Source organism: Streptomyces sp. RKAG293 (assembly GCF_023701745.1).
Classification (GTDB): Bacteria; Actinomycetota; Actinomycetes; order Streptomycetales; family Streptomycetaceae; genus Actinacidiphila.
In genome coordinates this window covers 2,255,378-2,272,568 of record NZ_JAJOZB010000001.1, presented here as the reverse complement: position 1 = coordinate 2,272,568, position 17,191 = coordinate 2,255,378, and the positions used below count along the sequence as shown (strand labels likewise).

The following is a 17,191-nucleotide window of genomic DNA, read 5'->3' as shown; positions in this document are numbered from 1 at the left end:
CAGGCCCTACCCGTGCAGCCGGACCGGGATCTCCTGCCAGCCGTAGGCGATGAACGACGGGACCTGCCGCAACTCGTCCGCCTTGACCGCGAGCTGGAGGTCCGGGAAGCGCTCGAAGAGCGCGGGGAGCGCGGTGAGGGCCTCCATCCGGGCCAGCGGGGCGCCGATGCAGCGGTGCACGCCGATGCCGAACGCGAGGTGGTCGTCCGACTTCCGGGCGGCGTCGAACTCGGCGGCCTCCGGTCCGTAGTGCTCCGGGTCCTGGCCCGCCGCGGCGAACGTGGTGACGATGGCGTCGCCCGCCGGGATCGTCACGCCCTCGATGGTGATGTCGGAGACGGCGAACCGCAGCGGGAGCGACGCGATGGACGGCGCGACGCGCAGCACCTCGTCGATGACGCCGTCCCAGCCGATCTCGCCGGCGCGGACCGCCGCGAGCTGCTCGGGGTGCTGCAGCAGCGCGACCACGGCGTTGCCGATGAGGTTGACGGTGGTCTCGAAGCCGGCGCCGATGACGAGGAGCAGGGTGTAGAGCAGCTCCTCGTCGCTGAGCCGGTCGCCCTCCTCGTCACGCACCTTGATGAGCTCGGTGGTCATGTCGTCGCCGGGGTGCTCGCTCTTGTGACCGATGAGAGCGGGCAGCACGGTGCCGATCTGGTGCTGGACGGACGCGGCGTGCTCCGGGCTGGGATCGGAGGTGTCCATGATGGCGGCGATCAGCCGGCCGGTGTCCTCGCGCAGCTCGTCCGGGACGCCGAACAGCTCGCAGATCAGCCGCATCGGCAGCGGGTGCGCGTAGCCGGCCCGTACGTCGACCGGTTCGCCCGACGCGCCCGAGGCGTCGAGCCTGTCGAGGAGCTCGGTGGTGATCCGCTCCACCCGGGCGCGCATCGCCTCGGTGCGCCGGGCGGTGAAGCTGGGGGCGACGAGCTTGCGCAGCCGGGTGTGGTCCGGGCCGTACGTCGAGAGCATGTTGACCACCCCGACCCAGCCCATGATCCAGCCCCAGGCGGGGTGTTCGCCGACCTCCGGGAACAGCGACCAGTGCTTGCGCGGGTCCTTGCTGACCCGTGGGTCCAGGATCAGGGCCTTGAGGGTGTCGTAGCCGGTGGGCGCCCAGGCGGGGATGCCGCCCGGCAGTTCGACCGCCACCACCGGGCCGAGGGCGCGCAGCCGGGCGCTCTCGGCGGGGATGTCGGCGCCGAACGGGTCGATGGCCAAACGGGGGGACACGGTCATGCTCGGTCTCCAGGCTGGTCGGGGATACGCGGGGTGAAGCGGACGGGAAGCGCCTTCAGGGAGCGGTGGAACGGTCCCGGGCGCCAGGTGAGGTCCTCGCGCGGGGTGGTCGCCGTCAGGTCGGGCAGCCACTGGGTGAGCCGCTCGATGGCCTCGGTGGCGATCAGCAGCGCCTGCTGCTTGACGGGGCAGGCGTGCTCGCCCGCCGACCACGACAGGTGCGAGGCGTCGCGGGGGTGGTGGGCCCCGGCGAACTCCTGCTCGGAGAAGAGCGCGAGGGCGCCGTAGGAGACGACGACGGGGACGGCCGCCTGCACCCAGACCCCGTGGAAGCTCAGCGACTCGCGGGCGTAGAGGATGCCGTAGTTCGCCAGCGGGGTCTCGTACCGCAGCACCTCGACGACCGCCTCCATGACCGGGCGCGAACCGCTGGTCAGCGTCGAGTAGTAGGCGGGGTTGCCGAGGATGCGGGACAGCGCGTTGGAGACGAGGTTCGCGCTGGGCTCATGGCCCGCGCCCAGGGTCAGGAAGACCTGCCAGACGACCTCTTCGGGGGTCAGCTCCAGCGGGTGGTCCAGCAGCCAGCTCGTCAGGTCCTCGCCGCGCTGCGCGCTCTTGGCGCCGACGAGCCCCATGACGTAACTGCCGTACTCGGCCTCGCCCTGCGCGGAATCGGCCCCGCCCTCCATCATCTTGCCGAGCGCGGCTTCGAGCCGGCCGCTCTCGCTGTCCGGCAGGCCGAACAGGTTGTTGAAGATCAGCGACATCAGCGGGCGGGCGAAGTCGGCGACGAGGTCGGCGCTGCCCGCCGGGCCGAACCGGTTCACCAGGACGTCCACCGCGTGGTGCACCCGCTCGCGCAGGTCGTGCGGCTCCACGAGGTCGAAGGCGTCGACCAGGGTGCGGCGGTAGCGGATGTGGGCGTCGCCGTCGGAGAACAGGGTGTTGGGGCGCCAGCGCATCATGCCGAGGATCGGCGAGTCCTCGGCGACCGTGGCCTCCCACGGCCGGGGGTCGTGCGACCACGTCCCGGGGTCGTGCAGCACCTCGAGGGCGGCCCGCCGGTCGGTGACGACGTACGCGGGGATGCCGGGCGCGAGTTCGGCCCAGCCGATCGGGCCCTGGGCCTTCAGCGTCGCGTAGTAGGCGTGCGGGTCGGCGGCGAAGCCGTCCTCCCACAGGCGCACCGGCGCGGACAGCGAGAAGGTCTCGGCGGGGGCGGGGTAGGGAGAGGGGTTCACCAGGTCTCCGGACGGTCGCGGGCTATCAGGTGCTGGACGAGGGCGAGCAGCGAGTCGATGGAGGAGTTGGCGTCCCGGGCGTCGCAGCTCACCATCGGCGTGCCGGGATCCAGGTCCAGGGAACGGCGGAGCTGGTCCTCGGTGTAGGGCCGCGAGTCGGGGAACGTGTTGAGCGCCACGGCGTACGGCAGCCCCGTCTCCTCCACCAGGCCGAGCACGTCGAAGGAGTCGTCGATCCGGCGGGTGTCGACCAGCACCAGCGCGCCGAGCGCCCCGTAGGCGATGTCCGCCCACAGGGACCGGAAGCGCTCCTGGCCGGGAGTGCCGAACAGGTACAGCACGACGCCGCCCGCCAGACTGATCCGTCCGAAGTCGATGGCGACCGTGGTGGTGGTCTTGTCCCGCACCCCGGCCAGGTCGTCGACCTGGACCGACGCCTCGGACATGTGCTCCTCGGTGTGCAGCGGACGGATCTCCGAAACCGAGTCGATCAGCGTGGTCTTGCCCACCCCGAAGGGGCCCGCCACCAGGATCTTCACCAGGTCGCGGGCGCTGTCCGGCAGGTGCAGGCCACCGGTTCCGGTGCTACTGCTTGAGGGCGCGGAGGCCATCGGCCACTCTCTTCAACAGGTCGGGGTCGTGCAGGGCGGCCAGGGGTACCGGCGGGCGGGCGCTGACCAGCCCCAGGTCGATCAGATCGGCGGCGAGGACGCGTACGGCGGAGACCGGCAGCTCCAGCAGGGCCGCGGTCTCCACCACGGTCAGCGAGCCGCCGTCCAGCGCCTTGAGCAGCGCGTGCCGGGCGGCGGGGAGCCCGTCGGGGACGTGCTCACCGCCGGTCAGCACCGAGAGGCGCTCCAGGCTGTTGCGGGTCGGCCGCGCCACCCCGCCGGTGGACAGATACGCGGGGACCAGGGGGCGGCCGCTCCGGCGGCCCGTCATACCGGAGAGCCGCCATCAGCTCCCCGGGGCGCGGCGGCCATCGCCTTCTCACCGAGCCGTGCCACCTGGGAGTGCACCCGGTGGGCGAGCAGGTCCAGCCGGACCTCCGGGTCGCCGTAGGCGGCCACGACCGAGCCGTGCTTCGTGGGTGCGACCAGGATGTAGCCGTGGTCGGACTCGATGACGATCTGGCGGATCTGCGCGTCGTTCTGGTCCGCGAAGGCCGCGGCGGCCGCCCGGCACGCGCCCTGCACCGTGCTGGTGATCGCGGCGGTGCGCTCCGCGGTGGCCTGCGACAGGGCCGCGGAGAATCCGGAGACCAGCCCGTCCCGGGTGAGCAGGACGGCCGCCCGGACGTGCGGGATCTCCAGAATCGGGTCGAGCACCCACGCCGTGTCACCGGCTTCTCGGCTGGTCATCGCGGGTCGTTCCCTTCGGTTTCGAGTGCGGATCGGGCCGCGGCGGTGCCGGACTGCAGGGCGCCGAGCGCGGCGGCCGCCTCCTCGGGGGTCCGCTCCCGCACCCGCGGTGCGGCCGGCTCGGCCGCTGCCTGGGCGGGCACGGCGTCGGCACGGGCCCGGCGGCGGCGCTGCGGCAGGGCGTCGCCGTCCGGCGCGGGTTCATGGGTGATGGCGGCGGCGTCGCGCGCGGCTACGGGGGCCGGCGGCCGCGCCTGGGTGTGCGCGGCCGGGTGCGGCTGCGGCTGTGCGTGCGGCACGGGCCGCGCCTCCGCCGGCGTCTCCGGGCGGGTGGAGCGCGGGGTGCTGGCCGCGGGCGGCCGTTCGACCGGGTCGATCCGGCTGAGCAGGTGGTTCTTGACGAGCAGCACCGCGCGGACGCCGCCGTAGGGCGACGGCGACGACAGGTCGACGGACAGGTCGAACTTCCGGGTCAGCTGGCCGATCGCCGCCAGCCCCATCCGGGGCGGGTCGCCCAGCTCGGACAGCAGGATCGGGTCGCGTCCCGCCACCATCCGCTGCGCGTAGGCCCGTTCGTCCGTGGCCATGCCGACCCCGGCGTCGTCGATGGTCACCGAGACGCCGTGGTGGGCGCGTTCGAGGTTCACCGTGACCTCGGTGTCCGGGGCGGAGTGCCGCAGCGCGTTGTCGAGGAGTTCGGCGACGATGATCGCGACGGGCTCCACGGCGTGCGAGACGAGCGCCATGCCCGGCTCCAGGTGGTTGTGGATCCGCACCCGGTGGTAGCCGACGAGCCGGGACTGGCCACCGGTCACCGCCTCCACCAGATGGGACTCCTCGCGGGCCAGCCCCACCCAGGCACCGCACACCACGGCGGTGACCTGCGCGCGCCGCAGCGACTGCTCGTTCTCGTGGTCGAGCGCGAACAGCGTCTGCGACAACTCCGGGTCGTCGTAGCGCTGTTGCATGCCCCGCAGCACGTCCTGCAGCCGGTACAGACCGGCCTGGATGTCCCGGGTGGCGCCGCGCATGCCCGCGCGGGCGGCCGCGTCGACCCGTTTGCGCTCCTGCGCCATGGCGGTCAGCAGCCCGTCCAGGACGCCGTCCAGGCCCGCGCCGAGACCGGTGCCGGCGAGCTCCGGGTGCAGCGGGCCCGGCACCTGGATGTGCGGGTGGGCGGCGCGGGTGGCCTCGGCCGGCATGCGCTGGTTCGCCAGATGGACGATCTCGGCGGTGAACGCGTCGGCGGAACGGCCGATTTCCTGCCGCGCGCCGTCCAGATGGGTGCGCAGAGCAGCGATCTCCTCGCCCTGCCGGGCCCGGTGACGGCGCGAGCGCAACAGCCCGCCCCCCAGGACGAACGCCAATACGGTCCCGGCGGCCAGGCCGCCGGCGGCCAGGTCCGGTATTTCGATCATCGAATGGACCTCAGGGAGATCAGGGAGCGGGGGGAACGGGGCGCCATCCGCCCCGAAAGCGGATCCGCACAGTACACACCGCGACCGACTGATCCCGCACTGTTTTGAGGGAAGATCCTTTCGAATTTGGCCATCCGCAGTCGTGTTCTGTCCGAAGTGTCGGACTGCGCCTCGCCGTTGTATCCCTTCGCGCCGGCGGCCCGGGCCTAGTGCGCCTCGTCCAGCGCGTCCAGCAGCCGCATCAGGGAGCTGCCCAGGCCCCACCGGGCGGCGAGGGCTTCGAGGACCTCGGGGTCGGCCGGCTCGGTGGGGAGCGCCGGGTCGAACGCGGGAAGCGGGACGTCGGGGGCGACCGTGACGACCTTGGGGGCGACGTCCAGGTAGTCCGAGGCCTCCAGAATGCCCCGGCGCTTGGCGGGGGTGAGCTTGGAGGCCGGGTCCGCGGCGGCGCGCCGGACCCCGGCGAGGTCACCGTGCTCGTTGATGAGCTGCGCGGCGGTCTTCTCGCCGATGCCCTTCACGCCCGGCAGGCCGTCGCTGGCGTCGCCGCGCAGCGCCGCGAAGTCGGCGTACTGGTCGGCACGGACGCCGTAGCGTTCGAGGATGACGTCCTCGGTGATGAAGTCGCAGTCGCCGACGCCCTTGCGCGGGTAGAGCACGCGCACACCGCGGGCGTCGTCGACCAGTTGGAACAGGTCACGGTCGCCGGTGACGATGTCGACCGCCCACAGGGCCTGGCCGGCGAGCGTGCCGATGACGTCGTCCGCCTCGTACCCGGCGACGCCGACACGGGCGATGCCGATGGCGTCGAGGACGGCCTCGATGACGGGGACCTGCGGGGAGAGCGTGTCGGGGATCTCCTCGGTGTCCGGCCCCGACGCACCCTCCGGCGCCTCCTCCGCGACGCGGTGCGCCTTGTAGGAGGGGATCAGGTCGACCCGCCACTGCGGCCGCCAGTCGGCGTCCATGCAGGCGACGATCTCGTCGGGGGCGTGGTCGGTGACCAGGCGGGTGATGAAGTCGAGAAGCCCGCGCACCGCGTTGACGGGCGTGCCGTCGGGTGCCTTCACCGACTCCGGGACGCCGAAGTAGGCGCGGAAGTACAGGCTCGCGGTGTCGAGCAGGAGCAGCTTGTTCGGGCGCGCGTCAGTCACGCGGCCAGCATGGCACGCCCGCGCGGGGTGGCTCCGGCGCCGCGGCGGCACGTCGCCTCCGTGGCGCCGTCGCGACCGCCCCGGGCGGGATGTGACCTGAGTCTCGCTTCGGTTTGGTTCACATAAAGGGGGGCAGCGGCCGGTCTTGAAGTGAGCGACCCACAAGCGGGGGCTGTGCGTCGCTCTTCCTGCGAGCCGCGAGGTATATGTGTCAAGGCTGCAAGTTGAGCATCTGTACAAAGTCTTCGGGCGACAGCCCGAAGAAGCGGTCCGCCGGCTCGAAGCCGGGGCGGACCGCGACGAGCTGCGCGAGGACGGTGTCACACCTGCCGTCATCGATGCCTCCTTCGAGGTCAGCGAGGGCGAGGTCTTCGTCGTCATGGGCCTGTCCGGATCGGGCAAGTCCACCCTCCTGCGCACGCTCAACGGACTGCTCCCACCCACTGCCGGACGCGTACGGTTCGACGGCCAGGACCTCACCGCGCTGAACGACACCGAACTGCGCCGCGTGCGCTCGCACAGCATCAGCATGGTGTTCCAGCACTTCGCGCTCTTCCCGCACCGCAGCGTGCTGGAGAACGCGGCCTACGGCCTCGAGGTGCAGGGCGTCGCCCGTGCCGAGCGTGAGCGCCGGGCCGGCGAGGCACTGGAGATGACCGGACTCGGCGGCTGGGAGAAGTCCTGGCCCGACGAGCTGTCCGGCGGTATGCAGCAGCGGGTGGGCCTGGCCCGCGCGCTGGCCACCGAAGCCCCCGTCCTGCTGATGGACGAGGCGTTCAGCGCGCTGGACCCGCTGATCCGCCGCGAGATGCAGCAGCAGCTGGTCGACCTGCAGAAAACCCTGCACAAGACCATCGTCTTCATCACGCACGACCCCCACGAGGCGGTGCGCCTCGGGGACCGGATCGCGGTGATGCGCGACGGCCGGATCGTCCAGAACGGCACCGTCGAGGAACTGCTGCTGCAGCCCGCCGACGCCTACGTCGCCTCCTTCATGGAGGACGTGGACCGCGGCCGGGCGCTGGCAGGCGTGAGCACCGGTTCCTCCGGCACCCCGGGCAGCACCTTCGGAAAGGAGTCGGCCGATGCCTAGACTCCAGCTCGGCGACTGGATCGACAGCGCCGTCACCTATCTCCGTGACCACTTCGCCTGGCTCTTCGACATCATCACCAACGTCGTGTCCGGTATGTACGACGGCCTGGACGCCGTGCTCGGCGCGCCGGCACCGCTGCTGCTCGCGGGGATCTTCGCGGTCGTCGCCCTGTGGCTGCGCGGGCCGACCGCGGCCGTGCTCACCTTCGCCGGCTTCGCGCTCATCGACTCGATCGAGCAGTGGGACCAGGCGATGGCGACCCTGTCGCTGGTGCTCGTCGCCACGGTGATCACCATCGTGCTCGCGATACCGCTCGGCATCTGGGCGGCCCGCAACCGCACCGTCAGCACGGTGCTGCGGCCGGTACTGGACTTCATGCAGACGATGCCCGCTTTCGTCTATCTGATCCCGGGCATCTTCTTCTTCGGCGTCGGCCAGGTGCCCGGCGTCATCTCCTGCATCGTCTTCGCGATCCCGCCGGGCGTCCGGATGACCGAACTGGGCATCCGGCAGGTCGACGGCGAGCTCATCGAGGCCGCAGAGGCGTTCGGCACCACCTCGCGCAACATCCTGCTGCGGGTGCAGCTGCCGCTCGCGCTGCCGACCATCATGGCCGGCATCAACCAGGTCATCATGCTGGGCCTGTCCATGGTCGTGATCGCGGGCATGGTCGGCGGCGGAGGCCTGGGCGCATCGGTCTTCACCGCGATCAGCCAGGTCAACATCGGGCTGGGCTTCGAGGGCGGCATCTCCGTCGTCATCCTGGCCATGTATCTGGACCGGATGACCTCCTCGCTCGGCACCCGGGTCTCACCGCTCGGCCGCCGCGCCACCGCGGCCCTGACGTCGCTGCGTGGCGCCAGCATCTGGAACTACCGGCCGCAGACCAGCATCGCGGTCGTCGGTGTGGTCGTCCTCGCCCTCGTCGCGGGCGGCATGAACATCTTCGGCGGCTCGGCGGACACGAACACCGCCGTCGCGGGCAAGAACGTCGGCAACGGCCGCGCGGTGAACATCGGCTACATCCCGTGGGACGAGGGCATCGCGTCCAGCTTCCTGTGGAAGGAAGCGCTGGAGGAGCGCGGCTACCAGCCCAAACTCTCGCAGTACGACGTCGGTCCGCTCTACACCGGGCTGTCCGCCGGGAAGGTGGACTTCCAGACCGACGCCTGGCTGCCGACCACCCACCAGTCGTACTGGGACAAGTACAAGGACAACCTGGACGACCTGGGCTCCTGGTACGGCCCGACCTCCCTCGAACTCTCCGTCCCCTCCTACGTCAAGGGCGTCGACTCGCTGGCCGACCTCAAGGGGCAGGGCGGCAAGTTCAAGGGCCGGATCATCGGCATCGAGCCGGGCGCCGGCATGATGAAGGCGCTCAACGACAAGGTCCTCAAGCAGTACGGCCTGGAGGGCGAGTACCAGGTCACCACCGGCAGCACCGCGAGCATGCTCGCCCAGCTCGACCGGTCCCTGAAGGCCAAGGAGCCCGTCGTCGTCACCCTGTGGTCCCCGCACTGGGCCTACAGCAAGTACGACCTGAAGAAGCTCAAGGACCCGAAGGGCGCCTGGGGCGCCGGTGACGGCCTGCACACCCTGACCCACAAGGGCTTCGCGGCCAAGGAACCGCAGATCGCCCAGTGGCTCAAGGACTTCAAGCTCACCGAGCCACAGCTCAGCAGCCTGGAGGCGGCCATCCAGGACGCCGGACAGAACCATGAGCAGGACGGCGTGCGCGCCTGGCTCAAGAAGAACCCCGGCCTGATCGACAAGATCGCGCCGGTGAAGAAGCCGGCTGCGGCCGCCAAGGGCTGACCGGCCGCCCGGCCGCGCGACCTGACGGCGCGCGCCGGGCCCGACCACGCGCCGTACGGTAGGCCGGTGACTCATCGTCCTGCCGTACGGCGCGTGGTTTCGCTCGTCCCCTCCCTGACCGAGGCGGTGGCGGCGACCGCCCCCGGGCTGCTGGTCGGCGCGACCGACTGGTGCAGCCACCCGCCCGGTCTCGAGGTGACCCGGATCGGCGGGACCAAGAACCCGGACCTCGCCCGGATCGCCGCCCTCGCACCCGACCTCGTGATCGCCAACGAGGAGGAGAACCGCGCACCCGACCTCGACGGGCTGCGGGCCGCCGGGGTGCCGGTCCTGGTCACCGAGATCCGCGACCTCGACCAGGCCTTCGCCGAGCTCCACCGGGTGCTGGTCGACGGCTGCGGTCTGGAACGTCCCGGCTGGCTCGACGAGGCCGAAGCGGCCTGGGGCGCGCCGCCCGTCCCCGAGCGGCGGCTGCGGGCGGTCGTCCCGATCTGGCGGCGGCCCTGGATGGTGCTCGGCCGGGACACCTTCGCGGGCGATCTGCTCGCCCGGCTGGGCGTGGACAACGTGTACGCGGCGCACGCCGACCGCTATCCGCCGATCCCCGTCGAGGAGCTGCGCGCCGCCGGCGCCGATCTGGTGGTGCTGCCCGACGAGCCGTACGCCTTCACCGCCGACGACGGCCCGGAGGCCTTCCCCGGCCTGCCCGCCGCGCTCGTCGGCGGCCGTCACCTCACCTGGTACGGCCCCTCGCTCACGGCCGCGCCCGCCGCGATCAGCGCGGCGCTGCGAGCAGCGACCCGCTGAGCAGCCCGCGCACCGTCCGCGTCCCCGCCACCGCCCAGGCCGCCACGAGGAGGGCGTACAGCCCGGCCGCGAGCCATGTGAAGGCGTCGAGGCCGGTGTGCCGGGCCAGCCCCGCGGCGCCCGTGACACAGGTGCCGACGGGGAAGGTGAAGGCCCACCACGTCATCGCGAACGGCATCCCGCGGCGCGCCGCCCGCACCACCAGTGCCGCGGCCAGCGCCAGCCAGAGCAGGGCGAAGCCCATCACCGGCACCCCGTACAGCACGGCGAACGCGCTCATGGCCGCCGCGTACGGTGCCTGGACGACGCCCGGTGCGGTGTCGGCGAGCTGGTTGACGGCCGTCGTGGACTGGCCGAGCGGGCCGAGGACCAGGAAGAGCGTCGGGGTCAGCGCGAGCGGCAGCGGCCCGTGCTGCACGAGCCGGCCCCAGATCAGCGGCAGCATCACCAGGGTGCCCAGCAGGCTCAGCCCGAACATCGCGTAGCAGCCCAGCAGCATCGCCTCCTGCCACTGGCCGGCCGGCAGATGGGGGATCAGCGCCGGGCCGAGCGCGGCCGACACCATTGGCGCGACCACCGGCAGCAGCCAGACGGGAGAGGCGCTGCCCGGCTCGACGCGGTGCCGGGTGATCATCAGATACGGGATCGCCGCCGCGATCAGCAGCCCGCTGACGGTGCCCGCCGTCCAGAGCACGGAGTCCGCGGCGATCGCGGCGGTCCGCCCGATCACGGGGGAGCCCAGGCTCAGCGTGCCGGCCCCCACCGCGAGCAGTGCCATCGGCAGACACCCGTAGAACGGGGCGACGGCCGGGTCCAGCAGATGCCGGCGGGCCTGGTCGCCGTGGCGGAGCCAGTGCCCGGCGCGGGCGGTGAGCAGCGCGGCCAGCAGAACGGCGGAGAACGCCCAGACGACGGTGCAGGCGGTGTGCAGACCGGGGACGCGCACCGGCAGCGCGGCGCCCGCGTTGGCGACGATGGCGGTGCCCATCATGGTGGCGTACCAGTTGGGTCCGAGGTGACGCAGGGCGCCGGAGCGGATCTCCAGATCGTGGAGAGCGCGGGCCCGTACAGGGGCGAGGGTGGTTGCCATGGTCTTCACACTCGCCGCCCGGCGGCCCGGCCGGAAGGCGGCGCGGGTCTATGGGGGCATAACCTGGGCTTATGAGTTCAGACAGCGCCACCGGTGACCGCGTCCCCCGGGCGGGCCTGGGCCACCGGGTGCCCGACCTCGGCGCGATGGAGCTGCTGCTCGCCGTCGCCCGGCTCGGCAGCCTCGGCCGGGCCGCCCGTGAGCTGGGCATCAGCCAGCCGGCCGCGAGCAGCCGGGTGCGGGCCGTGGAACGGCAGCTGGGCGTCGCGCTGGTGAACCGCTCGCCCACCGGGTCCACCCTCACCGACGCGGGCGCGCTGGTCACCGAATGGGCGCGCCGGGTCGTGGAGTCGGCGGAGGCGTTCGACGCCGGAGCACGGGCGCTGCGCACCCGCCGTGACTCGCGGCTGCGGGTCGCGGCGAGCATGACCATCGCCGAGTACCTGCTGCCGGGGTGGCTCATCGTGCTGCACGGCCGGCACCCCGACACCGCCGTGTCGCTGTTCGCCGGGAACTCGGCGGACGTCGCGGAACGGGTCATCGGCGGCGGCGCCGACCTCGGATTCGTCGAGGGGACGGATGTGCCGAACGGTCTGGACGCGGCGGTCATCGCGCACGACCGGCTGGTCGTCGTGGTCGCGCCGTCGCACCGCTGGGCGCGACGGCGCAAGCCGCTGTCCGCGGCCGAGCTCTCCGCCACCGCCTTCATCCTGCGCGAGCAGGGCTCGGGCACCCGCCAGGTGCTGGACGCCGCCCTCGCGGGACACGGCGGCCTCGCCGTACCGCTGCTCGAACTCGCCTCGACCACCGCGCTCAAGGGCGCCACGCTGAGCGGCGCGGGCCCGGCCGTGCTCAGCGAGCTGGCGGTGGCCGACGAGCTGGCCGCCCGCCGGCTCGTCGAGGTCCCGGTGGAGGGCATCGCGCTGGAACGCGTCCTGCGCGCCGTCTGGCCCACCGGCCACCGCCCGACGGGACCGGCCCGCGACCTGCTGTCCCTCACCCGCCGGCCGGCGTGACAGGACATACGGCGGGACGTGCGACGGAGGGGCGGCGGACGTGGGGCGGAGCTGCGGCGCAGCGCCCGGCACACCGCCATGCCGGTCATGTGACCTGCCTGTAACCGCCGTACTTACGGGATTCTCATGCTGTGGCCTTAGGGTGACGGCCGTGACCATGACGACCCCGCCCGGCTGGTATCCAGAGCCCGGGCACACAGGCAACGGCCCGGCCCTGGAACGGTGGTGGGACGGCGCCGCGTGGAGCGAGTACACGCGGACCGCCCAGGCCCCGGCCGACCAGGCCGCGGCCCCCGGCATCCCGTCCTACGCCGCCTATCCCGGTGGCAGCGTGCCGGACCGGCCGGCCCGCAGGGGAGGCGTGATCGCGATCGGCGTCATCGCCGTCCTCGTCCTCGTCGGCGGTGTGGTCGGCGGCGTCGTCATGCTGAAGGACAGCGGCGGTGACAAGGGCTCGGACCACGCGGCCCCGTCCACCAGCGCGCCGAGCACCCCGGGCGACGGGCCGAGCGGTTCGGACGGGCCGTCGCAGGGCCCCGACCAGGCACCCCAGACCAGTGGTGTCGTCGTGGACGCCCTGGACAAGATCAGTCTGCCGATCCTGCCCGGCTGGCAGGGCAAGGCCGGCGCCGGCGGCGCGGGCCTGACCATCGGCGGCTACCCGTGCGTCTCCGACCCGGCCAAGAACTGCGTCCGCGGCGGAGTGTTCTCCGCGCCCGCCGTGGCGTTCAAGCTCAAGAGCACGACGCCCGAGGCCGCCGCCAAGGAGGACATCCCGGTCAACGCGGAGCAGTCCTACGAGGGCGGGCTCACCTCCCACAAGGAGCTGCTCTCGCAGCCGGTCACCGTCGCCGGACAGCAGGGGTACCTGGTGCGCTGGCAGGTCGTGACGAAGGTCGGCGACGACGGCTACGTCCAGTCGCTGGTCTTCCCGTCACCGGCCAGTCCGCAGCAGCTCGTCGTGGTCCGCTACGGCTTCGACATCAACGCGAAGGCCCCCGGTCCCGAGGCCATGGACCGGATCACCAAGGGCATCAAGGCCGCCAGTGGTTCCGGCGGCACGGGCGGCACCGGCGTCTGACCGCGCCCCCGCCGGCCACCGGAAACGGGGCCGGCGGGGCAGGGACGTTCACAGGAACGTCTTGCCCTCGCCCCGGTAGGTCGGCACCGTCGCGGTGATCCGGTCGCCCTCCACGAGCTGCAGCTCGGCGAAGCGCTCGCACAGCTCCCCGGCCTTGGCGTGCCGGAACCACACCTTGTCGCCGATCAGCAGATCGTCCGCGGGCGATCCGAGCAGCGGCGTCTGCACCTCGCCGGGACCCTCCTGCGGGTCGTAGCGCAGGCCCTGCGGAAGGTACGGCACGGGCAGCCGGTCGGGGCCCGCGGCGCCCGACGCCGGATAGCCGCCGCCCAGCACGGTCACGATGCCCACGCCGGGACGGCGCACCACCGGCTGTGCGAACAGCGCCGCCGGACGCCCCCGGAACGACGTGTAGTTGTCGAACAGCCGCGGCACGAACAGCCCGGAGCCGGCCGCGATCTCGGTGACCGCGTCCTCCGCCGCCGTGTGCTGCACACTGCCGGTCCCGCCACCGTTGACGAACTCCAGCTCGGGGGCGACGGCCCGCACCGCCCGCACCACCTCGGCCCGCCGGACCGCCAGTTCCTTGCGCGCGGCGGCCTGCATCAGCCGGATCACCCGCGAGCGCACCGGCCGGCCCGCCAGCGAGTCGCCGACCCCGGCCACATGGCCCTCGTACGCCATGATCCCGGCCAGCCGGAATCCGGGCCGGCGGGCGATCGCCCGCGCCAGGTCGGCCAGTTGCCCGGGCTCCCGCAGCGGGGACCGCAGCGCGCCGATCCGTACCCGGCCGCCCAGCATCCGCAGCGACGTGTCGAGTTCCAGGCAGACCCTGATCCGCTCCGAGCCGCCGCGGCGGGCCGCGTCGATCAGGTCCAGCTGGGTGATGTCGTCGACCATCACCGTCACGGCGGCGGCCAGTTTGGGATCCCCGGCCAGCTCCGCGAAGCCGTCGCGGTCCGCGGAGGGGTACGCCAGCAGCACGTCGTCGAAGCCCGCCCGCGCCAGCCACAGCGACTCGTCCAGGGTGAACGACATGATGCCCGCGAACCCGTCACGAGCCAGCACGCGTTCCAGCAGCGCCCGGCACCGCACCGACTTGGACGCCACCCGGATCGGCTTCCCGCCGGCCCGGCGGGTCAGATCGGCGGCGTTGGCGTCGAACGCCTCCAGGTCGACGATGGCGACCGGGGCGTCGAGATGGGCGGTGGCCCGGTCGTACCGGACGCGGTCGGCTGCGGGATCAGACATGCGCGCAGCTTGCCAGACGGTGACTACCGAACGGTAGGGGGCGGGGGTCACGGGCAGGTCCCGGGCGGGGCGTTGCCGGGCGAGGGGCACTTCCGCGGCACTGCCGCGGCGCTTCCGGGGCGGAACATCCCGGTACCGCCGGATCTGGCGGGGGCCGCCGTGGCACCCGCCCCGCAGGACCCCCCGCGACCTGCGCCGCCCCCGATCCACGGCACAGCCGGAGCCCGTAGAGTGGCGCCAGACCACGTAGGGACATTGCGAGGGGGCACGGGTGAGCACGGGGGTCGAGAACGGAGCGGGGCAGCCGTCCCCCCGCAGCCGCCCGCGTTCCCCGCGCTGTACCCGACGACCCCGCCGCGGCCCGTGCACCGCCCGGCGGCCCGCGAGCAGATCGCCGCGCGCCGCCCGCAGGAGCGGCCGGCGGACCGGACGCCCGCACCGCCGACCGTGCCGCCGCCGCCCGCCGCACCACCGGCCGCCGCGTCACCGTTCCTGTCACGGCACCCGGAACCACCGCGCCCCGCCACTCCGCCGCACCAGGCACGGACGCGCCCGGAAACCGAACCACCCGCCGTACCCGAGCCGTTCGCGGTCCCGGCGCCGCCCGCCCGCCGTCCCCGTACGGCCGCCGGCCGCACCGCGTCGGCGCTCTGCCTCGTCCTGGGCCTCGGACTGTTCACCGGCGCCGCCACCGGCGCCCTGATCAACCACGACCCGGCCGCGGTGGGGACGACCCAGGGCGCCTACGCCCGCGCCGGCGACCTGTGGCACAGCGTTCCGGTCGACACCCTGCTGCCGCCGGTCGTGAGCCGGCCGGGCGCGGGCCCCGGTGGCGCCGACCGGACCTACACGCGGATCGGTGTCGCCCCGGCCGCCGGCTGCGCGGGCGCCTTCGACCCGCTGCTGGCGAAGGTGCTGGCCCCGGTGGGCTGCGTGCAGGTGCTGCGCGCCACCTACGTCGACGCCACCTCCAGCCGCGTCACCACCGTCGGCCTGCTCGTCACCGGCGGCGACGCGGCCGGCATGAGCGCGCTGAACCACCGCTGGACCAGCGAACACCTCGGCTCCCGGCTGGATCTGATGCCGCATCCGGTCGCGTTCCCCGGCACCGCGGCGGCCTCCTTCGGCGACGCGCAGCGGGCCAGCTGGACGGTGAGCGTCTCCGCCACCCTCCCCGTCGTGGTCTACGCGGTGAGCGGTTTCGCGGACGGCCGTCCGGTTCCCGAACCGCAGCCGGCCGCCGTGGCCACCGCGCCCGGTGCCACCACCGCGCCGGCCCAGGCCGGCCTCGGCACCGACGTCCTCGTCCTGGCCGCCGACCTCGAATCCCGGCTGCACAAGGCCGTCACGACCGACGCCACGTCCTCCCGGGGGGCATCGTGAGGAGATCGGCCGCCCTCGGGCGTACCGCCGCCGCCCTGCTGGGAGCCCTGCTCGCCGTGCTGCCGGCCGCGTCCGCCCGCGCCGACTCGGTCCGCGACGCGGAATGGACGCTGGACGCCCTGCACGCGCACGACGCCTGGCGCACGAGCCAGGGCGCCGGCGTCACCGTCGCCGTACTGGACACCGGTGTCGACGGCACCCACCCCGACCTGGCGGGACAGGTCCTGCCCGGCAACGACCTCATCGGCTTCGGATCAGGTCCCGGCGACAGCACGTGGGCCAAGCACGGCACCGGCATGGCCGCCATCATCGCGGGCCACGGCCATGGCCCCGGGTACTCGCAGGGCGTCCTCGGCATCGCGCCCCGGGCCAAGATCCTGCCGGTCCGGGTGATCCTGGAGGAGAAGGACCCCCGGCGCGACGAAGCCCGCGCGAGCAGGGGAAAGGCGGTTCCTGACGGGATCCGCTGGGCCGCCGACCACGGAGCCGGCGTCATCAACCTGTCGCTCGGCGACGACAGCGCGACCGCCGTGCCCACCGCGGACTACGACAACGCGATCCAGTACGCCCTCGGCAAGGGCGTGGTAGTCGTCGCGTCGGCGGGCAACGGCGGCGAGCAGGCGGACCGCTCCTCGTACCCGGCCGCCTACCCGGGGGTGATCGCGGTCGCGGCCGTGGACCGGGTCGGCGCGCACGCCTCGTTCTCCACCCGGCGCTGGTACGCCTCCGTCTCGGCGCCCGGTGTCGACGTCATCCTGGCCGACCCCAACCGCAAGTACTACGAAGGGTGGGGGACCAGCCCCGCCTCGGCGTACGTCTCCGGCGCGGTGGCCCTGATCCGCTCCGCCTACCCGAAGCTGAGCCCCGCGCAGATCAAGCAGCTCCTGGAGAGCACCACCCGTGAGCGGCCGGCCGGCGGCCGCAGCGACGCGGTCGGCACCGGTCTGATGGACCCGGCCGCGGCGCTCAAGGCGGCGGCGAAGCTCGAACCCCGGGCCGAGGCGCCGACCCCGGCCCCCTCGGCGCGGCGGTACTTCGGCGCCGGCCCGACGATCACGCTCTCGCCGGCCGCGGACGGCGGCGGTCTCGGCGACGGGGTGGCGGTCACCTGTGCACTGCTGGGCGGAGTCCTGGTCGGCGCGGCGGCGCTGCTCTGGTTCCGCCCCCGCCTCGGCCGGTCACGGCGCCGGGCGACGCACGGAATCCCTACCTGAACACGGGAACGCCTGAAAACCGGAACA

The 17,191-nt window shown here is 73.3% G+C and carries 15 protein-coding genes and 1 pseudogene; 7 read left to right on the top strand and 9 right to left on the bottom strand.

The window, feature by feature from the left end:
* Positions 1 to 6 precede the first annotated feature (6 nt).
* The 7 genes from LNW72_RS09995 to LNW72_RS09965 all read right to left on the bottom strand — a co-directional run bounded on the left by LNW72_RS09995 (position 7) and on the right by LNW72_RS09965 (position 6,413).
* Positions 7 to 1,239, bottom strand: coding sequence for a cytochrome P450 (locus LNW72_RS09995; protein ID WP_250975076.1), 1,233 nt, complete (start codon positions 1,237 to 1,239; stop codon positions 7 to 9).
* Complete coding sequence (locus LNW72_RS09990) at positions 1,236 to 2,480, bottom strand: cytochrome P450 (RefSeq protein WP_250975075.1); 1,245 nt, start codon at positions 2,478 to 2,480, stop codon at positions 1,236 to 1,238. Before LNW72_RS09990 ends, LNW72_RS09995 begins: the two co-directional genes overlap by 4 nt.
* The gene (locus LNW72_RS09985) at positions 2,477 to 3,091 is read right to left on the bottom strand and encodes an ATP/GTP-binding protein (protein WP_138354835.1); all 615 of its coding nucleotides are present in this window, start codon (positions 3,089 to 3,091) and stop codon (positions 2,477 to 2,479) included. The genes LNW72_RS09990 and LNW72_RS09985 overlap by 4 nt, the downstream gene beginning before the upstream one ends.
* The gene (locus LNW72_RS09980; protein WP_250975074.1) at positions 3,066 to 3,422 is read right to left on the bottom strand and encodes a DUF742 domain-containing protein; all 357 of its coding nucleotides are present in this window, start codon (positions 3,420 to 3,422) and stop codon (positions 3,066 to 3,068) included. The genes LNW72_RS09985 and LNW72_RS09980 overlap by 26 nt, the downstream gene beginning before the upstream one ends.
* The gene (locus LNW72_RS09975; protein ID WP_250975073.1) at positions 3,419 to 3,841 is read right to left on the bottom strand and encodes a roadblock/LC7 domain-containing protein; all 423 of its coding nucleotides are present in this window, start codon (positions 3,839 to 3,841) and stop codon (positions 3,419 to 3,421) included. The genes LNW72_RS09980 and LNW72_RS09975 overlap by 4 nt, the downstream gene beginning before the upstream one ends.
* A complete protein-coding gene (locus tag LNW72_RS09970; RefSeq protein ID WP_250975072.1) occupies positions 3,838 to 5,259 on the bottom strand; it encodes an ATP-binding protein in 1,422 nt (473 codons plus the stop codon). Before LNW72_RS09970 ends, LNW72_RS09975 begins: the two co-directional genes overlap by 4 nt.
* A 206-nt stretch (positions 5,260 to 5,465) precedes the next feature.
* On the bottom strand, positions 5,466 to 6,413 hold the full coding sequence (locus LNW72_RS09965) for a 5'-3' exonuclease (protein ID WP_250975071.1): 948 nt from the start codon (positions 6,411 to 6,413) through the stop codon (positions 5,466 to 5,468).
* A gap of 208 nt (positions 6,414 to 6,621) precedes the next feature.
* On the opposite strand from LNW72_RS09965, the pseudogene LNW72_RS09960 reads away from it, so the two are divergent.
* The 3 genes and pseudogenes from LNW72_RS09960 to LNW72_RS09950 form a co-directional block, all read left to right on the top strand.
* Positions 6,622 to 7,438, top strand: a pseudogene (locus LNW72_RS09960) (glycine betaine/L-proline ABC transporter ATP-binding protein); the annotation flags it as partial.
* A 60-nt stretch (positions 7,439 to 7,498) separates the two neighbouring features.
* Positions 7,499 to 9,322: an ABC transporter permease/substrate binding protein gene (locus LNW72_RS09955; RefSeq protein WP_250975070.1), complete on the top strand. Its 1,824-nt coding sequence runs from the start codon at positions 7,499 to 7,501 to the stop codon at positions 9,320 to 9,322.
* Positions 9,323 to 9,388: 66 nt separating this feature from the next.
* Positions 9,389 to 10,129 carry a helical backbone metal receptor gene (locus tag LNW72_RS09950; protein WP_250975069.1) on the top strand — a complete coding sequence of 247 codons (741 nt, stop codon included), beginning with the start codon at positions 9,389 to 9,391 and terminating at the stop codon, positions 10,127 to 10,129.
* On the opposite strand, the gene LNW72_RS09945 is transcribed toward LNW72_RS09950, so the two are convergent.
* Positions 10,098 to 11,219 carry a TDT family transporter gene (locus LNW72_RS09945; RefSeq protein ID WP_285369474.1) on the bottom strand — a complete coding sequence of 374 codons (1,122 nt, stop codon included), beginning with the start codon at positions 11,217 to 11,219 and terminating at the stop codon, positions 10,098 to 10,100. The two genes, LNW72_RS09950 and LNW72_RS09945, sit on opposite strands and share 32 nt — an antisense overlap.
* A gap of 71 nt (positions 11,220 to 11,290) precedes the next feature.
* Here LNW72_RS09945 and LNW72_RS09940 point away from each other — a divergent pair, with 71 nt between their 5' ends.
* Entirely contained in the window at positions 11,291 to 12,235 is a 945-nt protein-coding gene (locus tag LNW72_RS09940; RefSeq protein ID WP_250975068.1) for a LysR family transcriptional regulator, read from the top strand.
* A gap of 157 nt (positions 12,236 to 12,392) precedes the next feature.
* Positions 12,393 to 13,316 (top strand): DUF2510 domain-containing protein, encoded by a 924-nt coding sequence (locus LNW72_RS09935; RefSeq protein WP_250980087.1) that lies wholly within the window; start codon positions 12,393 to 12,395, stop codon positions 13,314 to 13,316.
* Positions 13,317 to 13,364: 48 nt separating this feature from the next.
* Here LNW72_RS09935 and LNW72_RS09930 read toward each other — a convergent pair whose 3' ends face one another.
* Positions 13,365 to 14,567 carry an amino acid deaminase/aldolase gene (locus LNW72_RS09930; RefSeq protein WP_250975067.1) on the bottom strand — a complete coding sequence of 401 codons (1,203 nt, stop codon included), beginning with the start codon at positions 14,565 to 14,567 and terminating at the stop codon, positions 13,365 to 13,367.
* A gap of 363 nt (positions 14,568 to 14,930) precedes the next feature.
* Between LNW72_RS09930 and LNW72_RS09925 the strand changes: the two genes are divergently transcribed.
* Both LNW72_RS09925 and mycP read left to right on the top strand, forming a co-directional pair.
* Positions 14,931 to 15,950, top strand: a complete 1,020-nt coding sequence (locus tag LNW72_RS09925) for a hypothetical protein (RefSeq protein ID WP_250980086.1) — start codon at positions 14,931 to 14,933, stop codon at positions 15,948 to 15,950.
* Positions 15,944 to 17,164, top strand: a complete 1,221-nt coding sequence (gene mycP / locus LNW72_RS09920) for a type VII secretion-associated serine protease mycosin (RefSeq protein ID WP_250980085.1) — start codon at positions 15,944 to 15,946, stop codon at positions 17,162 to 17,164. Before LNW72_RS09925 ends, mycP begins: the two co-directional genes overlap by 7 nt.
* Positions 17,165 to 17,191: the final 27 nt, after the last annotated feature.

What these genes read in the sequence shown, in the direction of transcription:
- LNW72_RS09995 (WP_250975076.1), bottom strand. Translation starts at nt 1,239, where the DNA reads ATGACCGTGTCCCCCCGTTTGGCCATCGACCCGTTCGGCGCCGACATC.
- LNW72_RS09985 (WP_138354835.1), bottom strand. Translation starts at nt 3,091, where the DNA reads ATGGCCTCCGCGCCCTCAAGCAGTAGCACCGGAACCGGTGGCCTGCAC.
- LNW72_RS09980 (WP_250975074.1), bottom strand. Translation starts at nt 3,422, where the DNA reads ATGACGGGCCGCCGGAGCGGCCGCCCCCTGGTCCCCGCGTATCTGTCC.
- LNW72_RS09975 (WP_250975073.1), bottom strand. Translation starts at nt 3,841, where the DNA reads ATGACCAGCCGAGAAGCCGGTGACACGGCGTGGGTGCTCGACCCGATT.
- LNW72_RS09970 (WP_250975072.1), bottom strand. Translation starts at nt 5,259, where the DNA reads ATGATCGAAATACCGGACCTGGCCGCCGGCGGCCTGGCCGCCGGGACC.
- LNW72_RS09955 (WP_250975070.1), top strand. Translation starts at nt 7,499, where the DNA reads ATGCCTAGACTCCAGCTCGGCGACTGGATCGACAGCGCCGTCACCTAT.
- LNW72_RS09945 (WP_285369474.1), bottom strand. Translation starts at nt 11,219, where the DNA reads ATGGCAACCACCCTCGCCCCTGTACGGGCCCGCGCTCTCCACGATCTG.
- LNW72_RS09940 (WP_250975068.1), top strand. Translation starts at nt 11,291, where the DNA reads ATGAGTTCAGACAGCGCCACCGGTGACCGCGTCCCCCGGGCGGGCCTG.
- LNW72_RS09935 (WP_250980087.1), top strand. Translation starts at nt 12,393, where the DNA reads ATGACGACCCCGCCCGGCTGGTATCCAGAGCCCGGGCACACAGGCAAC.
- LNW72_RS09930 (WP_250975067.1), bottom strand. Translation starts at nt 14,567, where the DNA reads ATGTCTGATCCCGCAGCCGACCGCGTCCGGTACGACCGGGCCACCGCC.